Origin of the sequence: Picosynechococcus sp. PCC 7117 (assembly GCF_001693275.1) — a bacterium.
Taxonomy (GTDB): domain Bacteria; phylum Cyanobacteriota; class Cyanobacteriia; order Cyanobacteriales; family MRBY01; genus MRBY01.
Genome location: NZ_CP016477.1, coordinates 1,525,353 through 1,539,288 on the forward strand (window position 1 = coordinate 1,525,353; position 13,936 = coordinate 1,539,288).

Below are 13,936 nucleotides of genomic sequence, written 5' to 3' on the forward strand. Positions count from 1 at the left end.
TTTATTTTGCTAATTATAAATGAGTTTAAACCTGTTAGATCGAGTCAGTCAATTTTTATTGACTTGCTCAAAAAAAGTATGTGATCGTACTACTCTATTCTGGCTTCTATTCGCACTATTTCTTGGCCTTCTATATCCAATTTTAGCCCTGACTAAAATTTCCGGAGAGCTTTACTGGATACAAGATGATGCTCGACAACATATTTTTTGGATGGCGAGATTTTCAGATCCAGAATTATTTTCCGATGATTTAATTGCGGATTATTACAACTCAATTTCTCCAGCCGGCGTATCCTTTTTTTATTATTGTCTTGCTAAATTGGGTGTTGACCCTGATTTCTTATCTAAAATAGTACCTTCATTACTCAGTCCTCTGACAGTATTTTTAAGTTTTATTCTTTGCTTAGAAATATTACCAATTCCCTTTGCTGCTTTTCTGTCTAGTACAGTTCTGATACAAAATCTCTGGCTTCAAGACGGACTAACTTCCGGAACTGCGAAAGCTTTTTTGATTCCTATTTTTTTATTATTTCTTTGGGCAGTAATACGTAAGTCTTTTTTCTGGACAATAGGATCAATAGTTTTTCTAGGATTGTTTTATGGATCTTTTGTGTTAGTTGCAGCAGGAGTCTTAGTCTGTCAATACTTTACTCTAAATCAAGGAAAACTTCGGCTTAACTACAATCGTCGTGATAAAAATTTAGCAATTTCTGGATTGCTAGTTGCCTTTGTCGTGTTATTGCCCCACATCTTTAGTAATTCTGACTTCGAACCTGTGATCTCCCTTACTCAAGCAAAACAATTGCCAGAATTTGAACCAGGAGGAAGAGCAAGTTTTTTTCAAACTAACTGGTGGGATTACCTTTTCAATGGTGGTCGTACAGGGATTCGTCTTACTGCGGCATTACGACCTGATTTAGTCTATATTTCTTTATTATTGCCGATTATTTTTTTATATAAAAAACATTTTCCTTTAACTCAAGACATTCGCCGATTGTTTGTGTTGAACCAACTACTAATTAGCGGATTTGTCCTATACACATTGGCTCATTTATTCCTATTTAAACTTTATTTGCCTAGTCGTTATAGTTTGCATAGTTTGCGTTTTAGTTTAACCATTCTTTGTGGTCTGACTTTGGTGATTTTATTGGATAAGCTAGTTCGTTTATGTCGAGAAAGATCTTTAAGAACTGTGCGGCTAGTCTTTCTGGTATTTGCTTTGTTTTCTATTGCTTTTTCTTTACTTGTTGATCCATTAACTGATAAAGACTTTCCTAGTACTGGATATATCACTGGAAAATATCATAATTTATATCAATTTTTACAACAAACTCCAAAAGATACCCTGGTTGCTTCTTTTGCCGATGAGGCCAGCAACATACCATCTTTCTCGCAACGGAGTGTATTCGTAGCGGCAGAATATGGCATCCCTTACCATGTAGGATATTATGACCAGTTTCGTCAACGTACTCAGGATTTAATTACAGCCCATTACAATATTGATCCCACAGTACTGCAGAGATTTATTCATGATTCAAAAATTGATTTATGGTTGATTGATTCTGATGTTTTTAGCGTCAAATTCTTAGAAGCAAATCGATGGTTTAACCATTTCCAACCTCAAGCCAGCAATGCCATTCATCAAGTTAAGTTAAATAAAGAGGCGATCGCTCTGTGGCAAGTCCAAAAACAATGCACCATCTTTACTGATCAAGATATAAATGTAGTAAGCTCGGACTGCATCCTAGACTGGATTTCTAAAGAGCTAAACTAGCCTTACCTGCATTATTTGATCAGTGTTAGACTTAGAATGAACTTAATAAAAGTTAATAAAACCTGTTCTAGGGTATGACTTCCATCTTTCCAAACAAAACGAAATCTTACAATCAAGCCGCGTGGCAAAAAGGCTATGAATCCCAGCGACAGGAACTTGCCTATGAAGTCACAGATATTGACGGCGAGATCCCTGTCGAATTGATGGGAACCTTGTTTCGTAACGGGCCTGGGCTCTTAGACATTGGTGGCATGCCGATTAAGCATCCTTTCGATGGCGATGGAATGGTCTGCTCAGTCAGCTTTCAGGAAGGGCGGGCCTATTTCCAGAATCGTTTTGTACAGACAGCAGGGTTTGTGGCGGAACAAGAAGCTGGTCGGCCCGTTTATCGAGGCGTATTTGGGACGCAAAAACCGGGGGGCATTTTCAATAATATATTTGACTTGCGGTTGAAAAATATCGCAAACACAAATGTGATCTATTGGGGAAAAAAACTGTTAGCCCTCTGGGAAGCGGCGGAACCCCACAGTTTAAATCCTGAAAATTTGGAAACGCGCGGCCTGGATTATTTAGGGGAAACGCTCAAGCCTGGGGATAGTTTCTCGGCCCATCCACGTATTGATCCGGCGAGTATTTGGGATGGGGGCGAACCTTGCTTAGTCAATTTTGCCGTAAAACCAGGTCTCCCGACGCGCTTGGTGATCTATGAAATTAGTCCGGTAGGCAAATTACTGCGCTATCGAGAACATGAAGCTAAAGGCTTTGCATTTATCCATGATTTCGTGATTACGCCCAATTACGTCATTTTTTTCCAAGCGTCGGTGAAGTTTAATCCTTTGCCCTATGTTTTGGGGTTTAAGGGAGCTGGTGAATGCGTGAAATTCGAGGCGAATAAACCGACACAGATGATTGTGATTCCGAGGGATCCAGCGCGGAATGATGTGCAAACCCTAGAGGCAGAAGCCGGGTTTGTCTTCCACCATGCCAATGCCTTTGAGCGGGACAAGCAAATTATCGTCGATTCGGTTTGTTATCAGTCAATTCCCCAGGTGCAGGCGGATGTGAACTATAAAAATGTTGATTTTGATGCGCTAGATCCAGGGCAGTTATGGCGCTTTACTCTGGATTTAGAGACAAAAAAAGTGACGCGAGAACTATTGGCTACCCGCTGTTGTGAATTCCCGGTGGTGCATCCAGAGCATGTGGGACGGGACTATCGTTATGCCTACATCGGGGCGACCCATGCCAAAACAGGCAATGCACCATTGCAGGCGGTGTGGAAGGTGGATCACCAAGGGGAGGATTCTCAAGTTTATTCCTTTGCACCAGACGAATTTACGGGGGAGCCGATTTTTGTACCCCGTCCAGGAGCTACGGCAGAAGACGAAGGCTGGGTTCTCTTGATGGTCTATGATTCGGCTCAGCATCGCTCGGATGTGGTGATTTTTGATGCGCAAAATTTTGCTCAACCTTTGGCAACCCTACATTTAAAGCAGCATATTCCCTATGGCCTGCATGGCAGTTGGACGCCGGAAGTGTTTGTGAATTTCTAGTCAGCGGATTCTTTGGGGTCAGGCGATCGCCAAATCCACCAGGCCCCTAAACACAGGGTGCAGTTACCCACGAGAGTGAGGGCGGCTTGGATCGTGACGAGCCATTCGAGGCTGGGCGCATTGTCGAAAAAGTGCCAAGTGCAGGCACACATCGCGCTAACGAGGGACGGCAACATTCCCCAGGCGAGGGCTGACCAGCTTTTGTCTTGGGTTAGGTTGCCGTAGGTTTGGATCAGCCAAATAGCCAAAATCCACTCTAAAACGCTAGAGATGTGGACAATCCAAGTGGAAAAGGAAAGGGCATTCATCGCAGGGGCAGAAATTTTTGTTTAAAGTTGCTTGATAAAGTCTAGTAGATGATGGGCGATCGCCCCCTTGCTGGCCTGGGGAATTGTCGCCTTGCGACCCTCTTTATCGAGGAAAATCAGTTGATTGGTTTCACTGGCAAAACCAGAATTGGCTTGATCAATGGCATTGGCGGCGATCGCATCGAGATTTTTCCGTTGCAGTTTAGCGAGGGCTGGGGCAGTAATTTCTCCCGTTTGGGCCGCAAAACCGATCAGTTTTTGGTTGGGGCGCTTGCTTTGACCCAGTTGAGCGGCAATGTCAGGAATTTCTTCGAGGGCAAGGCTTTGGGGCAGTTCGGCTTTAGCGAGCTTGTAGTCGTAATTGACTGTAGGCCGCATATCGCCGACCGCTGCACACAGAATGAGCCAATCGAATTGCTCTGCCTGGGACAACATTGCCCTTTCCATTTCGGCGGCGCTAGTAACGGAAAAACGATTGATGTTTGGTAAATTTTCCAGCAAACGGCTTTCGATTGGCCCGTGGACGAGGGTGACAGTCGCCCCCCGGTAGGCCGCTGCCTCGGCGATCGCCAAACCCATTTTTCCCGTCGAAGGATTACCAATAAAGCGCACGGGGTCAAAATGCTCTCTGGTTCCTCCGGCGCTGACGAGAATTTTTTTGCCTGCGAGATCCGCTCGGCCTCGACTGTGGATCAGTGCTTGAACCACTCTAATAATCTGTACGGGTTCTGCCATGCGTCCTTTGCCTTGGCGATCGCAGGCCAACAACCCACTATTTGGGTCGAGGATGTGATAGCGCTGATCCTGTTGGAGTCGACGCCAATTGGACTGCACCGAGAGCTGTTGCCACATGTCCGTATTCATCGCCGGGGCAACTAAAACTGGGCAAGTGGAGGCCAAAATAATATTCGTCAGCAGCGTATCGGCCAACCCTAAACTCACTTTCGCGAGGGTATTCGCCGTTAGGGGGGCTAGCAAAATTAAATCTGCCCATTCTCCCAGGTCAATATGCACCGGTCGGGGGCGGTGGCTATCCCAAAAATCTTCGTCTGTATAGGCTGGGTGACGGCTGAGGGTGGCGACCGTGAGGGGCGTAATAAAACGTTGGGCCGAATCTGTCAGAACAACTCGCACCTCTGCCCCTGCCTGAAACAGTTGGGAAATGACTTCACAAACTTTGTAAGCCGCAATGCCCCCACTAATGCCGACGACAATCTTTTTTTCGTTGAGCATTTACGATTCGTCGTAGGCTTCGATGTCCAAGAGGTGCCAGTAGGGTTCGACTAATTCTTGTCGTTGAAAGGCGATCGCCCGCAACAAATGCCAATCCTGGAGGGCTTCAAAGGGAGTCCCATAATCGTCCTGTTCTAATCGTGCGGCGAGTTGAGCCACATCCGTTTCGTCCATGTGGGCGATTTCCTGGGGGGTTTTTGTTAAGACTGTCATAATAAGACCTCCCTGACGCTGCACGTTCTTTTAGGTTTTGTTCATTCTTTATTCTACTCTTAGAAATCCCCAAAACAATGGCCTGTCACCGTTCTTATTGTCGGCTTGATTTGTCGAGTAAACTAGACGTATCTTAAGGGGAGATTCTGTTCCCCAAGGAGTCAGCCTCCCATGTTAATTGAACCCAGCGTGTTGCGAGCTGCCCAGCAGATCTATAACCAATATGTTGCTGTTCATCCCGTGCGCTCCCAATATGTCACTGGGGTTTCGGTAAATCCCAAAACACTCCAGGGATTTGTCAGCTTTCGTGAACGGTCTATTCTCTTGCCCAGGGAAGTTTTCGTACCTGTCGAACAGCTGATGAGCTACGATGTCTGACGCTAAAAATTAGGCATTTACTTAGGGAACTGCCTTTAGAGAAAGAGTTTTAAGTGTCCGTTACTGACGTTTCGAGACGACAGCGATCGCCAGCACCACAGGCTTGTCGTTCTTCTCGGTTTTGGATCAAAGTGATTAAATCGGGACGGCCCGTCAGTTGGAGACGATATTTCGCCCAGATGCCATAAACCCAATCGGCCAGTTGTCCAATGCCAGGAAGTTTAGTGATGCCATAGACCCAGCCCATCCCCAGAACTTCGTAAACATACCGAAAAACCGCCACATTTTGAAGCACTGTCCCGTCGGGTAACACCCCATGGATCCGCTCCATCGCTGCCCGGAAAGTCACACCACCATGGCGACTAGGGTCGTAATCGTCGGCTGCCACATCCACGAAGCAAATTAACCCACGGCCATTATCCTTGCGCCGCAGAAAGTTAACCTCCCGCAGACAAAGGGGACATTGACCGTCATAGAGCAATTTAATTTTCCAGGATGGAGCGGAGGACATGGTGCAATTTTCGGGTAAAAGATTCAATCTATATTGTAAAGATTTTTTGCGGGTGCCTGGGGAATCACCAAAAGGGCGTTTTTAAGGCTGTGTTCTGTTGGCGATCGCCCCAGTCTTTCACTCTCCAATTACCAAATAGAATCCCACCAAGCCTCGTCCGTCGGCGTTGGGCCATTGGTTTCGATAAAGTCAACCTTGCGGCGAATGTCTGCTGGCTCCCAACCTGTCAACTTTGCCAGGGTTTGTACCGCCGCTTCCTGGCGTTGGTAGGTTTGACGTCGGTAATCCTGGGCGGCACTACAAGTCATTTCCCCGCGATAGGGATGACGAATCACATAGCGTCCTTGGAAAAATTGACGATTGGCCGTTTCTTGGAAGCGCAGATCTTCTGGGAACTCGTCGCGGCCATAGCGCACATGGAGTCTAGTGATAAATACCCTGGGTAAATATTGATCTTCATCCCAAAAAACTCCGGCCTGTTTAAGCTCTGCCTTCGTTAAATTAGGCGCAGAACAGGGATCACAACTGCTCATATCCCAGGCATATTCCAAGAAAATATCATCCCGGCCCTGACGCTGGTAATCTTGCTCAAACATGGTGGTATAAAAATCCCCAAACTCTGCTTCGACAAATTCAGGAATTTCCACATTCGAGGGAATTTTTACGGTGCGATAGTTGGTCACTTCCGCCTGGCCTTTAGGAGAAAGGATATAGACAATGAGATCCTGGGCTTGTTGGGCGTTCATCATCCCTAGGCGAATCGGCAACATATACTTCGGAGACTCAAAAGCCATCATCAGGGGACGCAATTGATTCACGCCGCTCCGGTCAAATTCTTCGAGGTTCACCTTGGCCACAAAAAACTTCAGCTTGTTGCGGATATAGGGCCGCAGTAACTCACTGGCCCCCTGGGGCAATTGGTAATCGTTTTGGCGTAACCAGGTTTCCAATCCATCGGATTCTTTGGCGCTGAGAATGAGGATGTCGTATTCGCCGACGCTAAATTGTTCCTCAATGGTGACCCCTAGATCGGCTGCTGTTTCGCGCATGGATTCTGCGGCCATGGGCATCGGTGGCGCCGCATTTTGTAGGAACCCAATGCCATCATCAAACATCCGCACAGCACAGGGATTTTCATCGAAATATTCCACCAGCCGGGGGGCGCTAAAGTCATCGAGGCGTTTGATAATACTTGCTTCGCCCACATGAACCTGTTCTTCTTTAAGAACGACGGGGACGGGCACCACCAGGGCAAAATCTGAGACTTCCCCTTCATAGTCGTTGGCCATGGTGAGTACGGTGCGATCGCCATCCCGGGCAATGATCACCTGGGATGCTTGGTTATAGAGATCGGTATCGGCCTTGGCGACATAGAAACCACAGAAGGCCCAGGCGGGTTGGGTCAGTAGTAGTAAACCAATGCAGGCAATGGCGAGGCCGCGCAAATATTGCAGGATCGTTTTAAACATGATTTTCCTTAGATAACGGGGCGAGTTTGTAGGGTCAAAGAAGAATCGTCAATAGGGGCTTTCACCTGAGCTTTTTCTTGCCACTGGAACCGGGGCGATCGCCAAATTTTATCGATCACAATGGTGCTGGGAGCCAGACAGAATAATGCCCAGAAAATTGCCGTCGAAGTATAGAGGCCATGTTGCAAAACAAAGGTGAGCAGGGCGATACTAATGGCCCAAAAAATTCGTCCTTGTTTCCCATTGGGGATCGAGCGCGGATCGGTCAGCATAAAAAATGCAAAGAGCAGCAACGAACCGCTGGTGAGCTGATGGGCAACCACATCCCAACTCCAGCCCAACCAGAAGTTACGGAGAATCTCCAAACCGCCATAACTCCCTAGAAAAGCAATCGACGTATCCCAGCGACCAACTCGGTTGAGCACAAGGCCAGCCGCACTAAAAAATAGCAATAGATACCACCAATCAGTGCCCCATTGACCGGGAGAAACCCAAGCCCCATCTGTCCACAGGAGGGCCATGATAATGCCAAAATTGGCGGGATTGAAAAAATGTTTTTCTTGATAACGGAATAAAAATTTACTGGCGATCGCCCCGACCGCTGCCCCCACTAAAACAAGGGGATGATTTACCCGCAGGAGCAGGGAAAGGCCCAATCCGGTAATCGCCGCACTCCGCGCCCCGGAAATAAGTAGCGGTGGCCATTGTAGAGGAGTTTCTTGTCGGCAACGGTAGGCTTGCCAAGCACTGAGGCTCCATTGGGTCAAAATACAGGTGGCGATCGCCAGCAAAACCCAGGTTAAATTTAACGTCCAGTCTCGCGTGTAAACTCCTAGCAGGAGAAACGTCGTCAGAATTGCAATTTGATAATCACGGGCATCACTGAAGGGCATTGAAAATCCTCCCTGACTAAGCAAGAAATAAGTTGCCTAAAGTATGAAAGACAAGTCCAGGGATGACGAAAAGGTTTCTTTTTTTGTAACAGAAAACCTTGAGACTTGTAGCAGTCGTAAACTAGAGTCAAGGCAGGATTCCAGGGGCTGTTTAATATTAAAAAATGTGAATTTAATTGACTAATAAATTTCTAGAGCGTCAAACACAATTGTCCCTGTGATCTTGCACCTGTGTGTAGGAGTATGAAAAAAAATGCAACTGAAAAAACTGTTTGTGCCACTGTTGGCGGGAATGTTGTTCTTGGGGGGAACCTCCGGGGCGATCGCCGAAGAACTATTGCGCACGATCACTGTCACGGGGCGCGGCGAAGAAGCCATTGCCACGAGTCTTTCTGAAGTACGCCTTGGGGTCGAGGTGCGGGGGGCAACGGCAACCCAAGTCCAGGCAGATATCGCCAAGCGCAGTAACCAAGTGGTGGATTTTCTCAAGTCCAAAAATGTCGCCAAGCTCACCACCACGGGCATTAATCTCCAGCCGGAATATGATTACAACAATGGAGATCGCCGCCTCATCGGTTACTTGGCCACCAATACAGTGAGCTTTGAGGTGCCCACCGCCCAAGCCGGGAGCCTAATGGATGAAGCTGTCAAAGCCGGAGCAACCCGCATTGATGGAATTTCCTTCCGAGCCACCGAAGCCGCCCTCGCTGAAGCAGAAAAAACCGCCCTCGCTGAAGCCGCCCAGGATGCGCGCACCCAGGCCCAAACTGTCCTCAGTGCCTTGGGTTTGAGTCCCCAAGAAATTGTCCAAATCCAGGTCAATGGGGCGACGCCGCCAACCCCCATTTTTAAAACCATGGATACGGCACGAATCGCCTTCGAAAGTGCAGCGCCTTCTCCGGTAGAAGGGGGTGAACAGACGGTGAATGCTTCCGTAACCCTGACGATCCGTTACTAACACCCTACTTTTTGGGCTAAATTACGCTTAAATCTAGGGGCGATCGCCTTGTGGAATAGGGGCGAAACTTGAGGGAATGTTAGATCTAATCAAACTTGCGGGACAACTGCCAGACATGGGGGCGCACCTCCAGGAACAGGCTGCCACGGGACGAGAACGAATCGAGCGGGGAATTTCTCTGCTCCGAGAAGCCCAGGCGGATTTCCAGACCCTCCAGGCCCACCAAAGTACCTGGGGCGATCGCCTCATTTTTAACCATGGCATTCCCCTCGAACCTCTGGAGACTCGCGTTCCCATTTCGCCCCCTTCCCAAGCCCACACGGTTTTTGCCACGGATGGCTCCCAGATTGCCCCGTCCCACCATGAAATTGCCTATTGTTATTTGATTAATATTGGTCGGGTGATGCTCCACTACGGCCAAAGCTTGCACCCATTGCTCGATCATCTGCCGGAGATTTTCTATCGTAGTGAAGATCTGTACACCTCCCGCAAGTGGGGCATCCGCACCGATGAATGGCTCGGTTATCGCCGCACCGCCTCCGAAGCTGAAGTGCTCGCCGAGATGGCCTGTAGGTGGGTATTGCCCCCTGGTGCCCACGGCCATATTCCCAATGTGGCGATGGTGGACGGCTCTCTGGTCTATTGGTTTTTAGAAAATTTGCCCGCCGAAGCCCGCCAACAAATTCTCGAACCCCTCCTGGGAGCCTGGCAACAACTCCGGGAAACCCGCATTCCGCTGATTGGTTACATTAGTTCCACCCGCAGTGTAGAGGCGGTTCATTTCCTGCGACTCCAGGCTTGCCCCCACGACAAACCCGATTGTCAAAGCCATTGCCTCGACGGCGAAACCAAGGAACGTAAAGCAGAATTTCGCGAAACTCTTCCCTGCCAAACCATTGAACCGTTGCGGGATAGCACTCTTTTTGAGCAACTGTTGCAACCGGGCGATCGCAGTGGTCTTTGGCTCAGTCAGGCGCGCATCTTAAATCATTATCCAGAAACCGATCAGGTTTGTTTTTGTTATCTCCATGTGGGAACAGAGGTGGCGCGGATCGAGATGCCCCGCTGGGTCGCGGCAGATCCTCAACTCCTCGATCAAACCCTAGGCATTGTCCTCGGCCAAGTGCAAAAGGGGTTTGGGTATCCCGTGGCGATCGCCGAAGCCCACAATCAAGCTGTGATCCGGGGTGGCGATCGCGCCCGATTTTTTGCGCTCCTCGAACAACAACTCCTCAAAGCAGGGTTAACCAACGTAGGTGTCTCTTACAAAGAAACTCGCAAGCGGGGTTCCGTGGCTTAAAGAGCATGCTCTCCCCCCACAAAGACTTTTCAGGAGAATTCTGAAACTCCCCTAAGCCAGTCCCAATCCCCCATCGGAGAGCATACAATAAACAAGCATCAGCACTTTTTCCGAGGCAGGCACAATTGTCGTCACCATCACGTCGTGCATTCTGCCGCACTATTTTTCTTTTAGTCACTTCTGCGCGAACCGATAATGCCCGAAATGCCCAAAAACTCTCAATTTCCCGTTGAACCGACCCAGAAACCCAGTGGCACGGAGCAACAGCACGAAGAAAACCCCTGGGTAGAGACCATCAAGACCCTTGTGACCGCTGGTATTTTGGCCATTGGGATCCGCACTTTCGTCGCCGAGGCCCGCTACATTCCCTCCGAGTCGATGCTGCCGACCCTAGAAGTGAACGATCGCCTAATCATCGAAAAAATTAGCTATCACTTCAAAAATCCCCAACGGGGCGATGTGGTGGTCTTTAACCCGACAGAAATTCTCCAGCAGCAAAACTATCGAGATGCTTTTATTAAACGGGTGATCGGGATTCCCGGGGATACCGTACAAGTCAGCGGCGGCACCGTTTTTATCAATGGGGAAGCCCTCGAAGAAGACTACATCAACGAAGCCCCAGAATATGACTACGGCCCCGTGACGATTCCAGAAGATCACTACCTCGTCCTTGGCGATAACCGCAACAATAGCTATGACTCCCACTATTGGGGTTTTGTCCCCCGTGAAAAGCTTGTGGGGAAAGCCTTTATTCGTTTTTGGCCCTTTAATCGCGTGGGCATCCTCAACGAAGAGCCGCAATTTGCCGACGAAGAACCGATTACACCCTAGCGTCCCATCCCAGAGACCGCTAGGATATAGGGCGACTCCCTATCCCGGCAACCATGAGTGAACCATCCCCTCTGCTGCAAGCATCAGGTCTCCATAAAAGTTTCGGTGGCATCCGTGCGGTGCAAAATGCTTCGATTACGGTGCCCCGTGGACAGATTACGGGTTTGATTGGCCCCAATGGGGCGGGCAAAACGACGTTGTTTAATTTGCTCTCGAATTTTATTACGCCGGATCGGGGGACAGTTATTTTTAACGGCCAGGAAGTGCAGCATTTACCGTCCCATCAGATTGCGGCACGGGGTTTTGTGCGTACCTTCCAAGTGGCGCGGGTGTTATCACGCTTATCGGTACTAGACAATATGTTGCTGGCAGCCCAACAGCAAGCGGGGGAAAACTTCCTGTGGGTGTGGCAACAGGGGAAAATTCGTCGCCAAGAAAAGGCAAATCGGGAAAAGGCGATCGCCATCTTAGAATCCGTCGGTCTAGGGGAAAAAGCCCAGGATTACGCTGGTGCCCTGTCGGGGGGGCAACGCAAACTCCTGGAAATGGCCAGGGCATTGATGAGCGATCCCCAGTTAATTTTGTTGGATGAGCCTGCGGCGGGCGTGAATCCCACTTTGATCAACCAAATTTGTGAACACATTGTCCGCTGGAACCAACAGGGAATTTCCTTTTTGATCATTGAGCACAATATGGATGTGATCATGTCCTTGTGTAACCACATCTGGGTATTGGCAGAGGGGAGCAATTTGGCGGACGGAACCCCCGAAGATATCCAGTGTAATGAACAAGTTTTAGAGGCTTATTTGGGATCGTAATGCGCGTTTTATTAACGAATGACGACGGGATTGATGCCCCTGGGATTGCAACCTTACAAAAGGCGATCGCTCCCCATGCGAGAGAAGTAGTGACGGTGGCCCCCCAAACACAGATGTCGGAATGTGGCCATCGGTTTACGGTTTATGCGCCGATTCCGGTGGAGCAACGGACGAAAAATGCCTATGCGGTGGCAGGTACGCCAGCGGATTGTACGCGCTTGGGGCTAACGCAGTTTGCGGCAGATGTTGATTGGGTGCTGTCGGGGGTAAATGCAGGGGGAAACCTCGGCGTGGATATTTACACTTCAGGGACGGTGGCGGCAGTGCGGGAAGCGACGATCCTCGGCAAGCGGGCGATCGCTTTTTCCCATTTCATCCAGCGGCCTTTAGAAATCGATTGGGATCTTGTCACCCACTGGACGGGAAAACTTTTAGCGCAATTATTGACCCAGGAACTGCCGGAAAAGCATTTTTGGAATGTGAATTTTCCCCATTTAACGGCAGACTCTGACCCGGAAATTATTTTCTGTGAGCGCAGCACTGACCCGATGCAAGTGCGCTATGAAGCGCGGGATCAACAGTTCCATTATGTCGGCTCCTACCCTGAGCGCCCCCGGGCCGCTGGTACCGATGTGGATGTTTGTTTTTCAGGAAATATTGCCGTAACCCAAATTTCGATCTAGAAAAGGGCATTAAACACGAGCTTCAGCAGCCATAGGGTCAACAAACCGCCCAAAAGGATCACCAAGGCGATCGCCCCTAAAATTAAAATCAGGGGACGCCAATCAATGGAGACATTGTCGAGGTCAGTCTGGTCGGGCAAATCCTGTTCTAAAAGCTTTAAATTCGCCTCGTTGGCTTTCCAGGCCACATCAAAGAGATCGCCGGCCACGGGCACCGTCCCAACAACGCTATCCACAAGAAGATTGAGGGCCATTTTGACGAGGGTATCCTGTTTTGCTCCCAGTTTGGCCGCCTCGAAAATCACATAGCCAGAGAGAATTAAACTCAGGTAATCCCCCACCGCTGGCACCAAGCCGATAATTGGATCGAGGCCGATTTTGTACTTTGTCCCCGGAATGGCGATCGCACTGTCGAGCAGCTTACTCAGGGTGCGGATGCGTTTTAACGTCTTCGGGTTCGGGGTTTTGGTGGCAGTCATGGGTCAATGGGGAAAGCCAGAACATTGTGCAGCAGCCAGTGGAGCATGGTTTCAACGTCCCGCAGGATTAAGGGTCGATTGGCCGCCGTGAGCAGAGGCACATGGAGAAATAAGGCCCGTGCTTGAGATTGCTGCCACTGGAGATGCTTTAACACTTGAAAATATAGCCCTTCGCAGACAAATTTACCGGCATCGTCGCTAATCTCCGTAAATTCTAGGGGAGTCGTGAGAGCCTGCAGATCCAAGCGCGTTTGTAACTGCTGCCCCTGATAAAAAGCTTGGGATTCTATCGTGAGGCGATCGCGTTTTTCGGCCATGCCACAGCAGAGCACCAGATCCGGCTGATAAGCGGCAATGGCTTGAATCGTTTTTGCAGAGGCGATCGCCGTTTCCACAGGCAGATGGTGCAGAAATAAAAAATCCGCAAAGGCCAGTCGCCTCGCCTTAAGCTGACAGAGCAGATCATCCGAGGCATTGGAAGTGTGATGTTCTAGCCAGGGTTGAAAGGAGGTGAGTAAAATTTTGCCGCGCACGC

General features: G+C 49.1%; 16 protein-coding genes. 8 read left to right on the forward strand and 8 right to left on the reverse strand.

The window, feature by feature from the left end:
* Positions 1 to 19 precede the first annotated feature (19 nt).
* Together AWQ22_RS07320 and AWQ22_RS07325 are read left to right on the forward strand one after the other, a co-directional pair.
* Positions 20 to 1,774, forward strand: coding sequence for a hypothetical protein (locus AWQ22_RS07320; RefSeq protein WP_065710645.1), 1,755 nt, complete (start codon positions 20 to 22; stop codon positions 1,772 to 1,774).
* Between the two features lie 74 nt (positions 1,775 to 1,848).
* Positions 1,849 to 3,327 carry a carotenoid oxygenase family protein gene (locus AWQ22_RS07325; RefSeq protein WP_065710646.1) on the forward strand — a complete coding sequence of 493 codons (1,479 nt, stop codon included), beginning with the start codon at positions 1,849 to 1,851 and terminating at the stop codon, positions 3,325 to 3,327.
* Here AWQ22_RS07325 and AWQ22_RS07330 read toward each other — a convergent pair.
* From AWQ22_RS07330 to AWQ22_RS07340, 3 genes are read right to left on the reverse strand one after another with little or no spacing between them, the layout of a single operon-like run.
* On the reverse strand, positions 3,324 to 3,635 hold the full coding sequence (locus AWQ22_RS07330; RefSeq protein WP_065710647.1) for a DUF2499 domain-containing protein: 312 nt from the start codon (positions 3,633 to 3,635) through the stop codon (positions 3,324 to 3,326). The two genes, AWQ22_RS07325 and AWQ22_RS07330, sit on opposite strands and share 4 nt — an antisense overlap.
* Positions 3,636 to 3,656: 21 nt before the next feature.
* A complete protein-coding gene (gene coaBC, locus AWQ22_RS07335; RefSeq protein ID WP_065710648.1) occupies positions 3,657 to 4,868 on the reverse strand; it encodes a bifunctional phosphopantothenoylcysteine decarboxylase/phosphopantothenate--cysteine ligase CoaBC in 1,212 nt (403 codons plus the stop codon).
* Entirely contained in the window at positions 4,869 to 5,081 is a 213-nt protein-coding gene (locus AWQ22_RS07340) for a DUF2555 domain-containing protein (RefSeq protein ID WP_012307042.1), read from the reverse strand.
* A 171-nt stretch (positions 5,082 to 5,252) separates the two neighbouring features.
* Between AWQ22_RS07340 and AWQ22_RS07345 the strand changes: the two genes are divergently transcribed.
* Positions 5,253 to 5,459 (forward strand): hypothetical protein, encoded by a 207-nt coding sequence (locus tag AWQ22_RS07345; RefSeq protein ID WP_012307043.1) that lies wholly within the window; start codon positions 5,253 to 5,255, stop codon positions 5,457 to 5,459.
* Between the two features lie 49 nt (positions 5,460 to 5,508).
* Here AWQ22_RS07345 and AWQ22_RS07350 read toward each other — a convergent pair whose 3' ends face one another.
* The 3 genes from AWQ22_RS07350 to AWQ22_RS07360 all read right to left on the reverse strand — a co-directional run bounded on the left by AWQ22_RS07350 (position 5,509) and on the right by AWQ22_RS07360 (position 8,332).
* The gene (locus AWQ22_RS07350; RefSeq protein WP_065710649.1) at positions 5,509 to 5,970 is read right to left on the reverse strand and encodes a thiol-disulfide oxidoreductase DCC family protein; all 462 of its coding nucleotides are present in this window, start codon (positions 5,968 to 5,970) and stop codon (positions 5,509 to 5,511) included.
* 128 nt (positions 5,971 to 6,098) lie between these two features.
* Positions 6,099 to 7,439 (reverse strand): DUF2330 domain-containing protein, encoded by a 1,341-nt coding sequence (locus tag AWQ22_RS07355; RefSeq protein ID WP_065710650.1) that lies wholly within the window; start codon positions 7,437 to 7,439, stop codon positions 6,099 to 6,101.
* Between the two features lie 8 nt (positions 7,440 to 7,447).
* Positions 7,448 to 8,332 (reverse strand): RnfABCDGE type electron transport complex subunit D, encoded by an 885-nt coding sequence (locus AWQ22_RS07360; RefSeq protein WP_065710651.1) that lies wholly within the window; start codon positions 8,330 to 8,332, stop codon positions 7,448 to 7,450.
* A 253-nt stretch (positions 8,333 to 8,585) separates the two neighbouring features.
* Between AWQ22_RS07360 and AWQ22_RS07365 the strand changes: the two genes are divergently transcribed.
* The 5 genes from AWQ22_RS07365 to surE all read left to right on the forward strand — a co-directional run bounded on the left by AWQ22_RS07365 (position 8,586) and on the right by surE (position 12,922).
* A complete protein-coding gene (locus AWQ22_RS07365) occupies positions 8,586 to 9,290 on the forward strand; it encodes an SIMPL domain-containing protein (RefSeq protein ID WP_065710652.1) in 705 nt (234 codons plus the stop codon).
* 76 nt (positions 9,291 to 9,366) lie between these two features.
* Positions 9,367 to 10,590: a DNA double-strand break repair nuclease NurA gene (locus tag AWQ22_RS07370; RefSeq protein ID WP_065710653.1), complete on the forward strand. Its 1,224-nt coding sequence runs from the start codon at positions 9,367 to 9,369 to the stop codon at positions 10,588 to 10,590.
* 204 nt (positions 10,591 to 10,794) lie between these two features.
* Positions 10,795 to 11,421, forward strand: coding sequence for a signal peptidase I (gene lepB / locus AWQ22_RS07375; RefSeq protein ID WP_198166548.1), 627 nt, complete (start codon positions 10,795 to 10,797; stop codon positions 11,419 to 11,421).
* A 53-nt stretch (positions 11,422 to 11,474) separates the two neighbouring features.
* Positions 11,475 to 12,239 carry an ABC transporter ATP-binding protein gene (locus AWQ22_RS07380; RefSeq protein WP_065710655.1) on the forward strand — a complete coding sequence of 255 codons (765 nt, stop codon included), beginning with the start codon at positions 11,475 to 11,477 and terminating at the stop codon, positions 12,237 to 12,239.
* Positions 12,239 to 12,922: a 5'/3'-nucleotidase SurE gene (gene surE, locus AWQ22_RS07385; protein ID WP_065710656.1), complete on the forward strand. Its 684-nt coding sequence runs from the start codon at positions 12,239 to 12,241 to the stop codon at positions 12,920 to 12,922. Before AWQ22_RS07380 ends, surE begins: the two co-directional genes overlap by 1 nt.
* Here the strand turns inward: surE and AWQ22_RS07390 are convergent.
* Complete coding sequence (locus AWQ22_RS07390; protein ID WP_065710657.1) at positions 12,919 to 13,401, reverse strand: DUF4112 domain-containing protein; 483 nt, start codon at positions 13,399 to 13,401, stop codon at positions 12,919 to 12,921. The genes surE and AWQ22_RS07390 overlap by 4 nt on opposite strands.
* Complete coding sequence (locus AWQ22_RS07395; RefSeq protein ID WP_065710658.1) at positions 13,398 to 13,934, reverse strand: peptidase C15; 537 nt, start codon at positions 13,932 to 13,934, stop codon at positions 13,398 to 13,400. Before AWQ22_RS07395 ends, AWQ22_RS07390 begins: the two co-directional genes overlap by 4 nt.
* Positions 13,935 to 13,936: the final 2 nt, after the last annotated feature.